Source organism: Aquicoccus porphyridii (genome assembly GCF_008369105.1).
GTDB lineage: Bacteria > Pseudomonadota > Alphaproteobacteria > Rhodobacterales > Rhodobacteraceae > Aquicoccus > Aquicoccus porphyridii.
This window is the reverse complement of sequence record NZ_VINQ01000011.1, coordinates 141,943-159,328: the sequence shown is the minus strand read 5'-3', so window position 1 is coordinate 159,328 and position 17,386 is coordinate 141,943. Positions and strand designations below refer to the sequence as shown.

Sequence of the window (17,386 nt, the reverse complement as noted above, 5' to 3'; positions counted from 1 at the left end):
AAACCGGCGGAGCGAGAGGCAGAAAGGCGAGAACCATGCGGATGCGTGGCGGAAACCGGGGCAGGACCGGACTCTATCTATTTGCGGCCATCTGGATGTTGGTGATCCTGCCGCTTTCGGCCATGGCGGCGCCCTATGCGGCGATGGTGATCGACGCGCGCAGTGGCGAGGTACTGCATTCACGCAATGCCGATACAAGGCTGCATCCGGCCTCACTCACCAAGATGATGACGCTTTACGTGGTGTTCGATGCGATCCAGCGTGGCGAAATCAGCCTCGATACGGTCGTTACGATTTCCAGGAATGCCGCGGCCGAACCGCCCTCGAAACTGGGGCTCAGGGCGGGACAGAAGATCAAGCTGCGCTATCTCATTCGCGCCGCGGCGGTCCGTTCGGCCAATGACGCCGCCACGGCCATGGGAGAGGCGATCTCGGGCTCGGAGGCGCGGTTTGCTCGCCGCATGACCCGCACCGCCAAGGCGATGGGCCTGACGCGCACCACGTTCAAGAATGCACACGGGCTGACGGCGAACGGGCACCTTTCGACCGCGCGCGACATGACCATGCTCGGCCGACAACTGTTTTTCGATTTTCCACAATATTACAACCTGTTCTCGCGGCGCTCGACCCATGCCGGGATCAAGGAAGTGCCCAATACCAACCGTCGTTTTCTCGACGCTTACAAGGGCGCCGACGGGATCAAGACGGGCTATACCCGCGCCGCTGGTTTCAACCTTGTCGCTTCGGCCGAACGCGGCAACAAGCGCATCATTGCCACGGTGTTCGGTGGCCGCTCCACGGCGTCGCGCAATGCCAAGGTGGCCGAACTTCTCGATGTCGGCTTTCAAAGGGCGCCCTCCCGCGCGCCGACGCGCAAGCCGCCCCGCCCGGCCTATGCCGGCACGCCCGACTCCGCCCCCGGCGCGGCGGGCAAGACCATTCGCCTTGTGACGGCGGTCGAAAAAAGCCTGCGTCCGGTGATGCGACCCGGCAGCACCGAGCCCGATCCGATACTCGTGGCGGTGAAAGACGACATCACCGAGGCCCTGAGCGCAGCGCAAACCACCCAGGTCGCCGAGGGTTCGACCACGCCGTCCGCGGACACCACACCTCCGGCGATCGCGAGGACGCCCAAGGCCCGGCCTGACGATCTGGTTCTGGCCAGCGCCGTGCCGGATTCCGCGACCACGACAGACCCGGAACCCGACCCCGAAATCGTCACCCGCGTCTCGACTGCGGGAGGGCGGCATTGGGGCATCAACCTGGGTCGCTATTCCAACCAGTACCAGGCGGAAAAGGTGTTGCTGCAAACCGCGCTCAAGGAGATGGAGACGCTTGACGGAACACTGCGCAAGGTGGTCAAGCGCAGCGCCGGCTTTGACGCGAATTTCATGGGGATGAACCGCGAGTCGGCGGAAATCGCCTGTCGCAGGCTTCAGGCGCGCAACATCAACTGTTTCATGATCGGCCCCGGTTAGGGCGCGTCGCGCGGAAATGGGTTCACCGGCCACCCCGACCGCGTTATGTGTTACAAGCGCGGTCGCGGGGAGACTGGGGAAACATGATACCGATCAAGCGTAACATATCGTAATTGGGATAGGCGACCGTGACGCAGTTCAGAACCCGCATCCTCGTGGTCCCTGCGGTTCTGCTGGCGGAAATCATCGGTATCGCCGTTGCCTATCAGTTTTTCGCCACTGTCGATTGTCATGCAACCGGGGCACAGACCGGATGCGAGCTTTTGCGAAGTCTCGTCGCACGCAGCATCGTCAGCTTTGCGGCACTCGGGGTCTATTTCTGGGCGCGTCCCGAGGCATTCAGACGGTTGTCGCAGATCGGGGTGGCGCGAAATGGCCCCGGGCGTTGGGTCTGGGGCATCCATCTGATCGGTGTCGGGCTGATTTTATTGCCGCTCGTCGTTGGCGGGTCCCGCAATATGACCGACGAGTTTTTCGTTGCGCTTGTCCCGTGGCTGAGCGGTCTTGTTCTTGCCGTGGCGACCGGTGTTGCGCTCGTGGCGCCGCTGGGGGTGTGGCGAGACTGGTTGCGGGCCGAACGGTTCGCGCCGCTCCCCGTTCTTCTCGTGGCTGTTGTCATTCCCGACGTTGCGAACAGCCTGCTTCCCTTGTGGAACTGGCAGGTGCTGACGGATTTCACCTTTGACGCGGTTGTGGCCGTGTTGCTTGCCTTTGCGCCGGACATTTATGCCGATCCCGCGACCTATATCATCGGCACCGAGTCCTTTCGCGTTTATATTTCCAGCCAATGTTCCGGGTTGGAGGGGATCGCATTGGTGACCGCCTTTATCGGGATTTACGGGTTCCTGTTTCGTCGGGATCTGCACTTTACCCGGTTCTGGTTGATCATGTTGCCGCTGGGTCTGACGTTGAGTTGGCTTTTGAATGTCGTGCGCATCGCAATCCTGGTGATGATCGGCGCGCACATATCCCCGGAGATCGCGGTAAAGGGATTTCACAGCTATGCGGGGTGGCTCTTTTTCACCCTTCTCGCGGTGTTCCTGTTGTTCGTGGCACAGGTCATGCCCTGGATACATCGCCATGCCCCATCCGCGGCGCAGAGCATTCCGCTGCGCGAGGATTGGCTCGCTGCGCGGATCATACCGTTCGTGGCGTTGATGGTGGCGGGAATCGTGGCCTCTGCAATCTCGGTCCACCCCGATCTTGCCTATCCCCTGACGGCGCTCGTGATGTTCCTGTCGCTGGTTTATTTCCGGCGACATTACTGGAGACTGATGACGGGGATCGATCCCGCAGCGATCGCCGCAGGAATACTTGTCGGGGCAGGGTGGATCATCTTTCAGCCCCCCGCATCCGCGGCCGACGCCTCACTTGCGGCCGTCCTCAATGGTCTTGGCGCCACCGTTCTGGCGCTTTGGATCATAAGCCGCCTGATCGGCACGATGTTGCTCGTGCCTGTCGTCGAAGAGTTGTTCTTTCGCGGTTACCTGCTTGGGCGTCTTGATTTCGGGGGGCGCGCGGGGCGGTTCTTCGCGGTGGTGGCATCAAGCGCATTTTTCGCGATGCTGCACGGGCGCTGGATAGAAGCGTTCGTGGCGGGTGTCATCTTTGCGCTGGTCATGATGCGGCGCGACCGGTTGGGCGACGCGGTTCTGGCGCATGTGGCAGCAAATTCGGTCGTTGCCGGTTGGGCGCTTATCAACGGAACCCTGACGTCGATATAATACGCGCCCCGCGGCGGGTTCAGGAGCCACCTGGCGATCTGATCAGGCGCTGCGCCACCGACGTTCCCAGACAAAGAGCGTCGCCGCGAAAACGGCAGCAAGCGCCAACAGCCCGGTAGAAGCGTCAATCTCCGGCACGGCAACGGGAGCAGCACCATGGTCGCCGCCACCTGCTCGTCCACCCGAGGCTTCGATCCCGCGCGCAGACTGCGCCAGTGTCGGACCCGCCAGCAAAAGCGTAACCACGACACTTGTTCCGATATTCAGAATACCTTGTTTCACTTCAATCCCCAGTATCATCATTGGAAGATTCCAATTGACAGGTGAGACCTACAGCAAGTTGAACCTGAAATACAGGGGATTCTGACTGGCGACATGTCATCTATCGGGTACCCCGAGGCAGTGCTTGCGGTGCATGACTCGTTCGAAGGTGGGCGGTTCCGTTTTGCGCCGCACGCTATAGAGCGCGGGCTCTCTACGCTGGCCCTGTGCGGGCTGTCTTGTTGCAAGATCGAGGCTTCTGGAGGGCTGGTGCCGCTGAAGGGACTCGAACCCCCGACCCCATCATTACGAATGACGTGCTCTACCAGCTGAGCTACAGCGGCTTACCGGACCTTATCATGGCCTTACTTGTTCTACCCTCTCGCCGCGAACTCCTTGGTTTTGCAAGTCAATCCAGCGGGACACCGCAAAACAGGAATGACTCGTTCTACCAGATTGGCGACCGCGGCAAAGCCGAGCGACCGTTTAGCCGCTCGGCGTTCGGCGTGCAAGGTGAAATCGGATCGGGTTGTGATCCTGAAATTGGGGCCATGCATGAAAAATGCCCCGCCTCTGGAGGGGCGGGGCAGTTGACGTCCCATGTGTCAGGCCACAGGCACCGGCGGTGTGTCTTTGCGTCAGTTGTTCATTTCCGCGCGTATCTGCTGGCGAAAGATGTCGATGGGCACGCTTTTGCCGTCGCGGCGGATGCACCAGTAGGTCCAGCCGTTGCAGGAGGGTGCGCCTTCGAGATGGGCGCCGACCTGGTGGATCGAGCCCTTGATGCCATCGCCGATCAGCGTGCCATCGGCACGGACCTTGGCTTGCTTTCCGTTCATTGAGGTCAGCACTTCTCCGGGGCGGAGCATACCGCGTTCGACGAGCTGGCCGAAAGGCACACGGGGTTCGGCCCGTTTGGAGGCGGTGACCTCGAGCGCGGATTTGTCGAACTTGCGAATCCTGGAGAGGCGTTTCTCAGCAACCTTGCGATAGCTTTCTTCGCGTTCGATGCCGATGAAATCGCGGCCCAGCATCTTGGCCACGGCGCCGGTCGTGCCGGTGCCGAAGAACGGGTCGAGCACAACGTCACCGGGGTTGGTGGTGCCGACAAGGATGCGATGCAACAGCGCCTCGGGCTTCTGGGTGGGATGGGCCTTGTCGCCGTTTTCGTCCTTGAGCCGCTCGCCGCCATTGCAGATCGGGATGACCCAGTCGGAGCGCATCTGCACCCCGTCGTTGAGCGCCTTCAAAGCCTCGTAATTGAACGTGTATTTCGCGCCTTCCGACTTGCTGGCCCAGATCAGGGTTTCATGGGCGTTGGTAAAGCGTTTGCCGCGGAAATTGGGCATCGGGTTCGATTTGCGCCACACGACATCGTTCAGAATCCAGTAGCCCTGGTTCTGAAGCTCGGCCCCCATGCGAAAGACATTGTGATAGGAGCCGATCACCCAGAGCGCGCCGTCGGGTTTCAAGAGGCGGCGCGCGGCCTTGAGCCAGGCCCTGGTGAACTGGTCATACACCTTGAAGCTGTCGAACTGGTCCCAGTGGTCGTCGACCGCATCGACGCGGGAATTGTCGGGGCGGTGCAAATCGCCCCGGAGCTGGAGGTTATAAGGCGGGTCGGCGAAAATAAGGTCGATGGAATTCGCGGGCAACGCGTTCATCGCCTCGATGCAATCGCCGTCGAGAATCGTGTTGAGCGGGAGCGCCGTGACGCTCTTGTCTGTCTTGGTCTTCGTCATTTTCTGCCTCTGTCCCCGGTGCATTGGCGCACGCTTTGGTTGTCACCAAAGATGAGTCAGAGGCGATTCGCCGTCAATTTCTTTTTTGAATCAGTCACTTACATTTTTCTGTTGCCACAATATATTGTGGACCGGTTTGAAGGATCGTCTATGGTGTGGGGTGATCCCGATATTTTGAAGCGCCAATCTGTGGCTTTTCGATGGGTATCCGGCGTTGGTCTCCCAGCCATAGCCGGGAAAGTGTTGCGCCAAATCCCGCATGAGATGATCGCGCCTGATTTTTGCCACGATCGAGGCCGCCGCGATCGACAGGGAACGGGCATCGCCCTTGACCACGGGCTCGGCTGAAAGGGTGAGGTCGCGGGGGATCAGGTTGCCGTCGATCAGGCAGTGATCGGGGGGCGTGGAAAGCCCTTCGATGGCGCGGATCATCGCAAGGTGGGCGGCACGCAGGATGTTGAGCCGGTCGATCTCTTCGACGCTGGCCTGTCCGAGCGAGACGTCGGCCGAGGCCAGGATTGCGGCGTTGAGCGCGGCGCGGCGTTTGGCGGTGAGTTTCTTGGAATCGTTCAACCCCGGAGGGATGCGCTCGGGGTCGAGCACGACAGCGGCGGCGACGACTGGCCCGGCCAGCGGACCGCGCCCGACCTCGTCCACGCCTGCGATACGGGAAAAGCCACGCGCCATGGCGGCCTGCTCAAAAGAGAAATCGGGTGCTGTCATGCGTCTTGGAAGCACGAAACCGATGGCGGGGACAAGCCCTGCCATCGGTCCTGTTGTCCCCGGTGCCCCTGGGATAGCCTTGGCACCGGGGTCTGCTCGCCCCCTGGGGTCTCGGTTTCAGCGGCTGTCGTAACGGCGCACGCGGTCAGGCAGCGGTCGGGGCCGGATGTGGCTGTATTTGTGGCTGTGGTCGCGATCGTTGCGCCGGGCTTCACGCCGGGTTTCGCGGCGACGCTCTTCGCGCCGCGCTTCGCGACGCTGTTCCCGCAGGTATTCCTGACGCCGGGCTTCTTCGCGCTTGGCGCGATAAATGGCCTGTTGACGGGCTTGTTCATAAGCGCTGTCGATCCGGGCCTGCCCGCGGTCATAGGGGCGGCGGACATGGCCATGATGCCGGTGGCCGCGGGTGATGACCTTTGGCTTGTGACGGCGGTCGTTATCGTCGCTGATCGCCTTGCCGATGATGACAAGGGCGGTCGCCCCTGCGAGGAGGCGCACGAGATCGCGATTGCCCGCCTCGGCCTGCGCGGCGCTGAAGCCGGTGATGGCGATGGCACCGGCAACGATGGTGGCGATGAACTTGCGTGACATGGGGCGATCCTTTCCTTCTTGGGGCCCGAGAGCGAGAAACGCTCGCGTTGTTGGTGATCCGAGAATGGGAAAGATCGCGTCGGACAGGCAATAACGGTGCGCGGTTATCAAATAACAGGGCTGCACGGGGCCTTGGGATATTGAATAACGGCGAAAGCTCGCGCATCGTCTGTGGCATGAAACAGATCACACGTATCACATTGCCGGCCCTTGTGCTGGTGCTGGGCGCGACAGCGGCGCAGGCCGCCTGTATCGTCGAATACAAGGCCAAGCGGGACAATCCGCTTGAGCTTTTCCACGACACGGTCGAGGTCGGCGGCGATTGCAGCACCGCGGATGCGACCGCCCGCTTGCGCCAGCAATTGGCCAAAGAGGGGCTGACGCTTCTCAAGGTGCTGTCGGTCAGGAAAGACTAGGGATGCAGGACGGGCAGACAGGCGACATGCCGGTGACGGCATTGGAGTCGCGCCGCGCCGGGCAGCGAGTGGTGGTATTCGGCGTCGTGGCCATCGTGGTGGTTCTGACCATGACGGCGGTTTTCCTGTTCCTGTCGCTGCCGGATGCGAATGCGTTCAATGCCAGGGTCGAGCGGATATTCGTGGAAAACGATGCGCTGACGTCGGGTGCGGAAATCAAGCTGCTGGAAATCCTGGCCCTTTCGGGTACGGCGTTTTCCGAGACCCTGACCTCTTACCGGATGGTGATTTTCGTGCTGCTGGTCTTTGCCACGGCGCTACTGGTGGCGGCGCTGGTCTTTCTGGTCATGCTGGTGGTGATGAACCGCCGCATGGCACAGATCGAGCGGGCGGGGATTCAGGTCAGTTCCCTGTTGATCTCGCGTGCGGAGAACACGGTCTACCTCAATAACCTCGGGTTCAGGTTGACCGATGCGGCGATGGAGACATTGAGCATTCTGGCCGAGGCGCGGATGGATGACGATGTTCTGAGCGGCAGCCAGATCGAGGCGATGATCTCGGGGCGCGACGCCGCCGATTGCGACGAGGCGGCGGGCGCGACCCGGGTCAAGCGTTTGCGCGATACGCTGGGCAATCAACTGGTCAGCGAGTTGTTGGTCAAGAATGTTGCGCGACGGGGCTATTTCCTTGCCATCAACAAGGACGTGATCCGGATGCTGTGACCGAATTCTTTGAAAGAATTCGGGCGAAAATCCTCGGAGGGTTTTTGAGTGCGGTTGGCATGGTCGTGATGTGATCAGCCGTTTCCCCGGTCGGAGATCTCGGCGCGCAGGTCCTGCATGAGGGACTGGAGGTTCTTCTCGTAAAGTTCGCCGGTCAGGCGGCCGTTCTCGTCGAACTGGTTGGCGCTATTGTGCAGGGCGACTTCGGGGCCGAGGAGAAGGCGCGGGCGGAAGGCGGTGAGGCAGGCGCGGAGCATCACCTGCGCGCGTTCGCCTCCGGCGCGGCCTGCCGCTGCCGACATGATCGCCACGGGTTTTCCTTTCCACGGGCTGCCCTTGGTGCGGCTGACCCAGTCGAGCGCGTTCTTGAGCGCGCCGGTCAGTCCCTTGTTGTATTCCGGGGTCGAGATGATCACCGCATCGGCCGCGGCGATCTGATCAGAGAGGGTTTGAACCGCTTGTGGAATGCCGTTCGCATCCTCGGCGTCGCCGTCGTAAAGGGGCAGGTTCAGATCGGCGATCGAAAATTCGGCCTCGCCGAACAGGCGCGCGGCCTCGTTCAGAAGTTTGCGGTTGGTCGAGCCCGCGCGCAATGCGCCGCAGATGCCAAGGAGAACGGGTTTGGTCATGTCACACCCCTGCTTGTTTCAGTTCGCCTCGGGATAGGCCAGGCCGGAATCCGGGGCAAGGTTGCGGATTCGCAGGGTCCCTGTGCGTCAATACAAAGCCCCGCCGGGGCGGGGCTTTGTGGTGTCATCGGAGAGAAAGCGCAGCTCAGGCTGCGGGGTCGGGCAGAATCACGATTTCGACGCGCCTGTTCTGTTGCCGACCTTCCGGCGTGAGGTTCGAGGCGATGGGTTGATCCTCACCACGTCCGACGGATTGAATGCGGTTCGCATTGACGCCTTCGGAAATGAGCGTCGAGGCAACGGATTGCGCGCGCCGGAAGGACAGGCTCTGGTTGTACCCGGCGTCACCCGTGCTGTCAGTATGGCCCAGCACCTGCACAGTGGAATTGGGATAGGCGTTGAGATTGGCCGCCACGGCGCGCAGATCGCGCACCAGGTCTGGGCGCAGCGTGGCGCTGTCGGTGGCAAAGAGGATGTCCTGTGGCAAGGTCACGATCAGGCGGTCACCGGTGTTGTTGATCGCGACGTCGTTGCCCGTGGCATTGCGCAGATCGCGTTCCTGACGGTCGAGGATCGAGCCACCGATGACGCCCGCCGCGGCCCCGGCCACTGCGCCGGTCATCGCGCCGCGTCCGCGGTTGCCATCGCCTGCGACGATCGCGCCCAGAGCGGCGCCCAGGCCGGCCCCCATCAAAGCGCCCTGTTTGGTGTTGCGATTGGGATCGTCGGTGCCGACATAGGCCGGGTCGGTGCAGGCCGTGGTGGTGGCCAGTGCGGCGGCCGAAAGGGCGAGGATGATCTTGTTTGCTCGTTTCATGGGCTCTGCCTTGTTGTGATAGTGGTGCGGCTTTGCCGCGTGAACAGGCGCAATATACGGCAGGGACGAGCCCGACCCAAGCGGTGATCGCGGGGAAACCGGCAGCAAATCGCGCATTCCTCGAGGATGTCGGGTGGTCACGCTTCGGCGCGGGCACTTTCCCAGGCCAGCATCGCGCGCTTGACTGGCAGACCCCAGTGATACCCGCCCAGGGCGCCGGATTTCCTGAGTGCGCGGTGGCAGGGAATGAGCCACGAGACGGGATTGCGGCCCACGGCATTTCCTACGGCGCGCATGGCGTTGGGGTTGCCGATCGCGCCTGCAATCTCGGAATAGGTGGTCACCTGGCCCGAGGGGATCTGCAAGAGCGCCTCCCAGACCTTGATCTGGAACGGTGCGCCGATCATGTGCAGCCGCGTTTCGCCCTTCTGCGCAAAGGCTGCATCTACGAGCGGTTCGAGCATTGTAGGGTCTTCGGTGAAGCGGGCCTTGGGCCAGCGGGCGCGCATGTCTTCCATCGCTGCCTGCCGTCCGGTTTCGGCGGCGAGGGCCAGCCCGCAGATCCCCTTTTCGGTGCCCATCACGAGGGCGGGGCCGAAGGGGCTGTCGAACCAGCCCCAGAAGACAGTAAGACCCTCGCCCCGGCGGGCGAACTCACCCGGGCTCATCGCCTCCCAGCGGATGAAGAGGTCATGCAACCGGCCCGAGCCGGAGAGGCCCAGCGAATGCGAGACTTGCAGCGTGGTCATGTTCTCGGTCAGCATGCGCTTGGCCTGACCCAGTTGCAGATATTGTTGATAGCGTTTCGGGCTGACGCCGACCCATTGCGAAAAGAGCCGCTGGAAATGGGCGGGGCTCATCTGCATCCGGGCGGCCAGGTCGTCGAGGGACACGGGTGCGTCGGCTGCATCGAGCAGGTCGAGCGCACGGCGCATGACATGGTAGTGATAGTTCATCTGTGGGTCGGCGTTCATGGGCTGTCCTCTGGCTTCGTGCCCAGAATAGGCGACCGGTCGCGCCCGTGCGACCCGGATTTTGCTGAATTTGACGTGGAATGATCCGGTGCGTCCGATGGTGTCACCGCGCCGCAGCCGCCCCGGGTGCAAGCCCGCGAGGCCCGTTGCGGGCCGCAATCAACAGAAGGACAACGGTCGAGGCTTGCGCGATATGTCTTCCGGGGATGTGTTGGTGGCGACCGCATCGGGATATGTGCGAGGGACTGGCCGCCCCTCGCACACCCTTGCCCTCGGGCGCGGGGGCGGGCATAGCTTTGTCATGGCAAAGCAGCTCGATTATCACATGATCCGCGAGATATTCACCCGGTTCCACGCGGCTGAACCCGAACCCAAGGGTGAGTTGGAGCATGTGAATGCCTACACGCTTCTGGTGGCGGTTGCGTTGTCGGCGCAGGCGACGGATGTGGGGGTGAACAAGGCGACGCGGGAGCTGTTCAAACTTGCCGATACGCCCGAAAAGATGCTGGCTCTGGGTGAAGAAGGGCTGATCGAGCATATCAAGACCATCGGGCTCTACCGGAACAAGGCGAAGAACGTCATGAAGATGGCGCGCATCCTTGCCGAGGATTACGGTGGCGAGGTGCCCAACAGCCGAGCCGCGCTTCAGGCCTTGCCGGGGGTGGGGCGCAAGACGGCGAATGTCGTGCTCAACATGTGGTGGCATTATCCGGCACAGGCGGTGGATACCCACATCTTTCGCGTCGGCAACCGCAGCGGCATCTGTCCCGGCAAGGATGTGGTGGCTGTCGAGCGTGCCATAGAGGACAATATTCCGGTTGATTTCCAGCAGCATGCGCATCACTGGCTGATCCTGCACGGGCGTTATGTCTGTGTTGCGCGAAAACCCAAATGCGGCGCCTGCCTGATCCGTGATCTGTGCCAATTCGAGGAGAAGAACTTTTGACAAGCTACAAGGTGGTTGGAATCGGCAACGCGATTGTCGACGTGATTTCGCAATGCGATGAAGGGTTTCTGTCGCGGATGGGGATCGAGAAGGGCGTAATGCAACTGGTCGAGCAGGACCGGGGCGAATTCCTCTATGAGCAGATGGAGAACCGCTGGCAGGCGCCGGGCGGATCGGTGGCCAACACAATCGCTGGGTTGGGGGCGCTGGGCCTTGCGACCGGGTTCATCGGGCGGGTGCATGATGACGATCTGGGTCGTTTTTATGCAAGCGAGATGGAGGCGGATGGAACCGATTTCGTCAACCCGCCGGTCGAGGGCGGGGAACTGCCGACCTCGCGCAGCATGATCTTTGTCAGCCCGGATGGCGAGCGGTCGATGAACACCTATCTGGGGATCTCCGCCGAACTGGGCCCCGAGGATGTGGATGCGCGCGTCGCGGGGAACGCGGAAATCCTGTTTCTCGAGGGCTACCTTTACGACAAGCCCAAGGGCAAGGCAGCATTCGAGGCCGCGGCGCGGGCCTGTCGGGCGGGTGGTGGCAAGGCGGGCATTGCGCTGTCCGACCCGTTCTGCGTGGATCGGCACCGTGACGATTTCCGCAAGCTGGTTAGGGAACTGGATTACGTGATCGGCAACGAGCACGAATGGGAGGCACTTTATCAGACCGACCTGAGCACGGCGCTGGAACAGGCGGCGGCCGAGTCCGGCCTCGTGGTCTGCACCCGTTCGGGGCAAGACGTGGTCCTGGTGCGCGGTGCAGAAGAGGCCGTGGTGCCGGTGGACGAGATCGTGCCGGTCGACGCCACCGGCGCGGGCGATCAGTTCGCAGCAGGGTTCCTTTATGGGCTGGCCACGGGGGCGAGCCTCGAGGTTTCGGGCCGCATGGGTTGCATCGCCGCCGCGGAAGTAATTTCGCATTATGGTGCGCGGCCCGAACGCGATGTGATGGCGTTGTTTCGCGAGGCCGGGCTGGTCTGAAGTCCGCCGCCCCGCCGGGTGAGGCTTTGTGCCTTGCCCCCCTTCACGAAACGGCTTTCCAACTCGGCCATGAGGGCGAGGCAAATTCCTTACTATTTTTGTTGCCTTTTGCCGGAAACCCTTTTAGAGACCGGTTTGTTACCCAGCGCGACGCTAGGCAAAATCCGAAAATCAGAATATGGGGATGGGACATGTTCTTTACGCGCGCGGCTGTGTCAGCCTGCGCCTTGGTCGCGGCTATGCCGGTCTTGGCGCAAGGCACCATCGAACTTGAGCAGATCACTATCGAAGGCGAGACGACCGACGGGTTCTTCGGCGAATCTGTGGCTACCAGCACCGGCACCATCACCAAGAGCGGTGATGCCATCGTTGAAACTCCTCGGTCAGTCAGCGTGGTGACCGAACAGCAACTGCAACAGCGCGGCGCGCGCACAATCGAGGATGCGTTGAAATACACCCCAGGCGTGACCGCTGGGCAGTGGGGTCTCGACGCGAGGTCGGACTGGTCTTTGGTTCGCGGATTCAGCCCCACGACGTTGCATGACGGTCTGCCTGCCCGCTACGGGTATTACAACGACACCACGCCCGAACCCTTCATGCTCAACAGTGTCGCCGTGCTGCGCGGCCCGGCCTCGGGTCTCTATGGCAGCGGCTCGGTCGGCGGCGTGGTCAACACCACGTCGAAGACCGCAGCCCAGGACGCGCCGAACCTGTGGCAGTTGCAGGTCGGCTCGCATGACCGGGTGCAGGGCGCAGTCGACCTTAGCGGCGACCTGAACGAGAGCGGCACGTTGCGCTATCGGTTTGTCGGGCTGGCGCGGGATTCCAAGACACAGGTGGATTTCTCGCAGGATGACGTTCTTGCCTTCGCCCCGTCGATCACATGGCGACCGTCTGAGGATACCGAGCTGACGGTTCTGGCCAACTACCAGGACGCCGACCGCAGCCCGCTGATCCAGTTCGCCTCGCTCTACGGCACGCTGCAGCCCGCCACCGGTTTCGGCAACGGTACCTTTCTTCCCAACAGCCTCTTTATCGGCGAGCCGGGTTTTGACAAGTTCGAGAGCGAACAGCGCAGCATCACCGCCATGTTCAAGCACCGCTTCAACTCGGTCTGGAGCATCGACGCGAATTTCCGTTACCTGGAAGGTGAAGCGGAGTACCAGCATGCCTGGTGGGCTTTCGACAATTTCAGCAACGGCCGTTACAACCCTGATGGCACGATCAACCGCACGTTTTATCGTGCCGAGAACGACCTGAAGACCCTTGCGCTCGACACCTTTGCCACTGCCGAATACGCGCTGGGACAGGTCGAGATGCGCAGTATCGTTGGTGCAAGCTACACGCGCGGCACCTTTGACTCCGACATCGGCTATGGTGCGCAGGTCGCGCCCATTGACCCGTTTGACCCGGTTTACGCAGGCTTCAACCCGATTACCGTGACCGATACGCCAGGTACCTCGGTGGACGAATGGGGTGTCTACGCACAGAACCGTGCCATGATCGACCGCTGGATCGTCGATTTCGGCCTGCGCTATGGCCATATCAAAACCGGCGCCTCCAATGGCGGTTTCGGTGCGACGACCACCGCGGCCGAGGATGGCAAATGGACAGGCAACGCTGCGGTGATGTACCAGTTCGACAACGGTCTGGCGCCCTATCTCAGCTATGCTACGAGTTTCCAACAAGACGCCATCGGCACCGATGTGAACGGCAACGCCTTTGACCCGACCAACGGCGAACAGGTTGAACTGGGTCTTAAATATCAGCCCACCGGAACTGATACGCTGATTTCGGCGGCAGTCTTTGATCTGACCAAATCCAACATGTTGGTGGCGGATCCTGGCAATCCCGGTTTCCAAGTCCAGACCGGATCGGCCTCCTCCCGAGGGCTCGAACTCGAAGCCTTTCACAGCTTCGGCGACGTGTCGCTTCAGGTTGCCTATACCTATCAGGAAACCGAAAACGCCGCCGGTTTCGACATCGCGCAGGCACCCGGCCACGCGGCCTCGCTTTGGGTGGATTATGAACCTGGCGGCGCTTTGCTGGGCTGGAGGTTCGGCGGCGGAGTGCGCTACACGGGCACATCCTGGGATGGAAGCGGAGCGCAGGCCACTCCGGCTCACACATTGTACGACGCCTCGATCGCCTATGAGCGGGACAACTGGCGGCTGGCGCTCAATGTCGCGAACCTCACAGACAAGCACTATGTGACAACATGCCAAAGCGGAGCGTGCTATTTCGGCGAAGGTCGGAATGTGCAGCTCACCCTCTCTTCCACTTTCTGAACCCGTGAGGTCGGTCACTATTGGGGCCGGCCGTTCTGACCTGCAGGTATTTTGATGCTGCGCGCGTTTCTCATCGCTCTGGCCGTCCTTGCCGCCCCCGCAGCGGCGCAGGATTTTCCCGTGCGCATACATCATGCCTTCGGCACCGCAACGATCCCCAAGCGACCCGCACGCGTCGTCTCGCTCAGTTTCATCGGCCATGATTTCCTGCTGGCCCTCGGGGTGAAACCTCACGCGTTGCGTAAATGGTACGGCGATCATCCGCATGGTGTCTGGCCTTGGGCGCAAACGGCGCTGGGCAACGCCGCACCCGTCGTCATGCAGGGCGAGATCGACATAGAGGCCATAGCGGTTATGAAGCCCGACCTCATCGTCGGGCAGTGGAGTGGCATGACCGAGAATGACTACCGCCTCTTGTCGCAGATTGCCCCCACGATCGCCCACCGCGCGGAGTGGGGGCCCTATGGCGCGCCATGGCAAGAGATGCTGCGCACCCTCGGCGCGGCGACAGGCCACCTTGAGCGGGCCGAGGCGGAAATCGCCCGACTCGAATCCCGCTTCGCGCGGATCCGGGCGGCCCATCCGGACTGGCAGGGCGCCAGCGCTGCGATGGTCTGGGCCGGCAGCACCGGCGCCTATACCTCCCGCGACATCCGTGGCCGCCTGCTGCGGGGCTTGGGCTTGACCGTCCCGGCTGCCATTGACGCGCGAGGCGGGCTGAATGTCACCTATGTTCGCATCCCGCCCGAGGACCTGTCGCCCATCGACGTGGACGCATTGATCTGGCTTGACGCGGGAGGCGCGGTTGGCCGTCTCAATAACCTGCCTCTGCGCAATACGATGCGCGCCTATGCCGAGGGACGCGAGATCTATTCAGACCTCATGCTCTCGGCTGCGCTGTCGCATTCCAGCCCGCTCAGCCTCGATTACGCGCTCGATCGCTTTGTGCCCCTGCTCGAAGCGGCGATGGACGGCGATCCGGCAACCGTGGTCACCACCTCGCAGGAGGCCGGTATCCTTCCGGTGGAGGCGTCCGATGCCCGCTGACACCGCCTGTCACCTCCGCGCCGCGACCGACCGGCGGCCGTTCGTCCTGCTGGCCTCGTTCGCCGTATTGGTCGTGCTCGCCCTGCTGGCGTTGCGGCTGGGCTATCGCCCCGTGACCTGGGCCGATCTGGGCGGCGCCCTGACCGCCTATGATCTCGCCGACCCCGAACAGATCGTCATCCGCGAGATCCGTCTGCCCCGCCTCGTTGCGGCGCTTGTCGCCGGGGCCGCGCTCGGAATCGCCGGCACCTTGATCCAGGGGATGACGCGCAACCCGCTGGCCGATCCGGGGCTTCTGGGCATCAACGCGGGCGCGGCGGTAGGCGTGATCGGCGCGGCCTTTCTTCTGGGCGTCACCGCCCCTGTCCAATATGTCTGGATGGCGCTTGGCGGCGGGGCGCTCGGCGCCGCGGCGGTTTTTGCCCTGGGTGGCGGCGCGCAGGCCAGCCCTGCGCGGCTGCTGCTCGCCGGGGCGGCGCTTACCGCCTTCTTCCTCGCCATGATACGCGGCCTCGTGCTGATGAGTCGGCAAAGCCTCGAGACCTATCGTTTCTGGGTGCTGGGCGGTTTTGACGACGTCACCTTCGAAACGCTCGCCACGCTCTGGCCCTTCTTTTTCGCGGGCGCGCTGGCCGCGCTGGCCGCCGCCGCGCTGATCGACGCTCTGGCCCTTGGCGAGGATACCGCGCGCGGACTGGGCGTGAATGTGGGCGGCGCGAAACTGCTCTGCGGTCTGGCCATCGTGTTGCTTTCGTCGAGCACGGTGGCCTTGGCCGGACCCATCGCCTTTGTCGGCCTGATCGTGCCCCACATGGCGCGCGCGGTGATGCGCCAGGACATGCTGTGGCTCGCACCCTGTGCCGGAATCTTCGGCGCGGGCCTGATGGTGCTGGCCGATCTCGTCGGGCGCTCGGCGTTGTTCGGGGGCACCATGCAGGCGGGTGTCATGTCGGCGCTGATCGGTGGACTGATCCTGATCTGGCTGGTGCGCAGAACCGGGGGGCGCAGGCTGTGATGCAGACGCTCCGCTTGGGTCCTGTTTCGCTCACCGTCCAGCGGCGTCCCTTGATCGTCGGTATCGGACTACTGTTCCTCGTGGCGTTGGCCGCCGTGGCGGCGCTTTCCATCGGCAACTACCCGATCACCCCCGTCGGGATATGGCAGGCGCTGATCGGTCGCGCCGATGCAATATCCTCGATGATCGTTCTGGACCATCGTCTGCCGCGCATCCTGACCGCGATCGGGGCTGGCGCGGCGCTGGGGCTTGCGGGCGCGATGTTCCAGACCATGCTGCGCAACCCGTTGGCCGCGCCAGACATCATCGGTTTCACTGCCGGCGCCAACGCGGGCGCGCTGCTCGCGGTGCTGCTGACCGGCGGGATGATCCTGACCGGCGCCCTGGCAGGCGGGGCGTTGACGGCCACGGCGGTTGTCGCGCTCGCCTGGCGCGGCGGGCTCGACACGCATCGGCTGATCCTAGTGGGTCTCGGCGCCAGCCTTTCGCTGGGCGCCGGGGCCGATCTGCTGCTCAGCTATACCGACGAGAACACCGCCGCCGACATGGCCCGCTGGCTCACCGGCACGCTGCATGCCCGCGGCCCGGCGGAAGTCACCCTGATCTGGGTCGGGCTGGCTCTGCTGGCACCCATCGCGCTCTGGCTTGGCTTCCCGCTCGCCCGGATGAGCTTTTCGGACGATACCATCGCCGGCCTGGGCCTGCCGCTCGCGCCGCTCCGGCTGGCCGTTACCGCGCTGGCGGTTGCGCTCGTTGCTCTGGCCGTGAGCGTGGCGGGCCCACTGCCGTTCGTCGCCTTCGTCTCCGGCCCCATCGCAAGGCGCCTGGCTGGGAACGGCGGACCCGCCCTGTCGGCCGCCGCGCTGACGGGGGCGACGGTCACGCTCGGGGCCGACCTGGCGGCGCGCTCGATCCCGATGGTTCAACTGCCGGCCGGTGTCTTCACCGCGATGGTCGGTGCGCCCGTTCTGGTCTGGCTCCTGTGGGTTCAGGCGCGAAAGGGACGGCTGTGATTTTTGTACAAAACGGACAA

The 17,386-nt window shown here is 63.0% G+C and carries 17 protein-coding genes and 1 tRNA gene; 10 read left to right on the top strand and 8 right to left on the bottom strand.

Features of this window, described 5'->3' with window-relative positions:
- The first annotated feature begins 95 nt into the window (after window positions 1-95).
- Window positions 96-1,478, top strand: coding sequence for a D-alanyl-D-alanine carboxypeptidase family protein (locus FLO80_RS14455; protein ID WP_111364951.1), 1,383 nt, complete (start codon window positions 96-98; stop codon window positions 1,476-1,478).
- 128 nt (window positions 1,479-1,606) lie between these two features.
- Entirely contained in the window at window positions 1,607-3,202 is a 1,596-nt protein-coding gene (xrtE, locus tag FLO80_RS14450) for an exosortase E/protease, VPEID-CTERM system (protein ID WP_111364375.1), read from the top strand.
- Window positions 3,203-3,244: 42 nt separating this feature from the next.
- On the opposite strand, the gene FLO80_RS14445 is transcribed toward xrtE, so the two are convergent.
- From FLO80_RS14445 to FLO80_RS14425, 5 genes are all read right to left on the bottom strand, one after another.
- Window positions 3,245-3,502: a VPEID-CTERM sorting domain-containing protein gene (locus FLO80_RS14445; RefSeq protein WP_246156691.1), complete on the bottom strand. Its 258-nt coding sequence runs from the start codon at window positions 3,500-3,502 to the stop codon at window positions 3,245-3,247.
- Between the two features lie 229 nt (window positions 3,503-3,731).
- A tRNA-Thr gene (locus FLO80_RS14440) sits at window positions 3,732-3,807 on the bottom strand.
- Between the two features lie 294 nt (window positions 3,808-4,101).
- Window positions 4,102-5,205, bottom strand: a complete 1,104-nt coding sequence (locus tag FLO80_RS14435) for a site-specific DNA-methyltransferase (protein ID WP_111364379.1) — start codon at window positions 5,203-5,205, stop codon at window positions 4,102-4,104.
- 90 nt (window positions 5,206-5,295) lie between these two features.
- Window positions 5,296-5,928 (bottom strand): ribonuclease HII, encoded by a 633-nt coding sequence (rnhB, locus tag FLO80_RS14430; protein ID WP_111364953.1) that lies wholly within the window; start codon window positions 5,926-5,928, stop codon window positions 5,296-5,298.
- A 117-nt stretch (window positions 5,929-6,045) separates the two neighbouring features.
- A complete protein-coding gene (locus FLO80_RS14425; RefSeq protein ID WP_111364381.1) occupies window positions 6,046-6,519 on the bottom strand; it encodes a hypothetical protein in 474 nt (157 codons plus the stop codon).
- 176 nt (window positions 6,520-6,695) lie between these two features.
- Between FLO80_RS14425 and FLO80_RS14420 the strand changes: the two genes are divergently transcribed.
- Together FLO80_RS14420 and FLO80_RS14415 are read left to right on the top strand one after the other, a co-directional pair.
- A complete protein-coding gene (locus FLO80_RS14420) occupies window positions 6,696-6,935 on the top strand; it encodes a hypothetical protein (protein ID WP_111364956.1) in 240 nt (79 codons plus the stop codon).
- Window positions 6,936-6,937: 2 nt separating this feature from the next.
- Window positions 6,938-7,657 carry a winged helix-turn-helix domain-containing protein gene (locus tag FLO80_RS14415; protein ID WP_246156690.1) on the top strand — a complete coding sequence of 240 codons (720 nt, stop codon included), beginning with the start codon at window positions 6,938-6,940 and terminating at the stop codon, window positions 7,655-7,657.
- Window positions 7,658-7,731: 74 nt separating this feature from the next.
- Here the strand turns inward: FLO80_RS14415 and FLO80_RS14410 are convergent, their stop codons facing one another.
- The 3 genes from FLO80_RS14410 to FLO80_RS14400 all read right to left on the bottom strand — a co-directional run bounded on the left by FLO80_RS14410 (window position 7,732) and on the right by FLO80_RS14400 (window position 10,077).
- A complete protein-coding gene (locus FLO80_RS14410; protein WP_111364383.1) occupies window positions 7,732-8,286 on the bottom strand; it encodes an NADPH-dependent FMN reductase in 555 nt (184 codons plus the stop codon).
- A gap of 145 nt (window positions 8,287-8,431) precedes the next feature.
- Window positions 8,432-9,103 (bottom strand): YiaD family glycine zipper/OmpA-like lipoprotein, encoded by a 672-nt coding sequence (locus FLO80_RS14405; protein WP_111364385.1) that lies wholly within the window; start codon window positions 9,101-9,103, stop codon window positions 8,432-8,434.
- A 137-nt stretch (window positions 9,104-9,240) separates the two neighbouring features.
- The gene (locus FLO80_RS14400) at window positions 9,241-10,077 is read right to left on the bottom strand and encodes a methylated-DNA--[protein]-cysteine S-methyltransferase (protein WP_111364387.1); all 837 of its coding nucleotides are present in this window, start codon (window positions 10,075-10,077) and stop codon (window positions 9,241-9,243) included.
- Window positions 10,078-10,378: 301 nt separating this feature from the next.
- Between FLO80_RS14400 and nth the strand changes: the two genes are divergently transcribed.
- The 6 genes from nth to FLO80_RS14370 all read left to right on the top strand — a co-directional run bounded on the left by nth (window position 10,379) and on the right by FLO80_RS14370 (window position 17,366).
- The gene (gene nth / locus FLO80_RS14395; protein WP_111364961.1) at window positions 10,379-11,023 is read left to right on the top strand and encodes an endonuclease III; all 645 of its coding nucleotides are present in this window, start codon (window positions 10,379-10,381) and stop codon (window positions 11,021-11,023) included.
- Window positions 11,020-12,003: an adenosine kinase gene (locus FLO80_RS14390; protein WP_111364389.1), complete on the top strand. Its 984-nt coding sequence runs from the start codon at window positions 11,020-11,022 to the stop codon at window positions 12,001-12,003. The genes nth and FLO80_RS14390 overlap by 4 nt, the downstream gene beginning before the upstream one ends.
- 191 nt (window positions 12,004-12,194) lie before the next feature.
- The gene (locus tag FLO80_RS14385; protein ID WP_188078302.1) at window positions 12,195-14,291 is read left to right on the top strand and encodes a TonB-dependent siderophore receptor; all 2,097 of its coding nucleotides are present in this window, start codon (window positions 12,195-12,197) and stop codon (window positions 14,289-14,291) included.
- Between the two features lie 54 nt (window positions 14,292-14,345).
- Window positions 14,346-15,338, top strand: coding sequence for an ABC transporter substrate-binding protein (locus FLO80_RS14380; RefSeq protein WP_111364391.1), 993 nt, complete (start codon window positions 14,346-14,348; stop codon window positions 15,336-15,338).
- Window positions 15,328-16,353 (top strand): FecCD family ABC transporter permease, encoded by a 1,026-nt coding sequence (locus FLO80_RS14375; protein WP_111364393.1) that lies wholly within the window; start codon window positions 15,328-15,330, stop codon window positions 16,351-16,353. Before FLO80_RS14380 ends, FLO80_RS14375 begins: the two co-directional genes overlap by 11 nt.
- Window positions 16,353-17,366 carry a FecCD family ABC transporter permease gene (locus FLO80_RS14370; RefSeq protein ID WP_342781738.1) on the top strand — a complete coding sequence of 338 codons (1,014 nt, stop codon included), beginning with the start codon at window positions 16,353-16,355 and terminating at the stop codon, window positions 17,364-17,366. The genes FLO80_RS14375 and FLO80_RS14370 overlap by 1 nt, the downstream gene beginning before the upstream one ends.
- The last annotated feature ends 20 nt before the right edge of the window (window positions 17,367-17,386 follow it).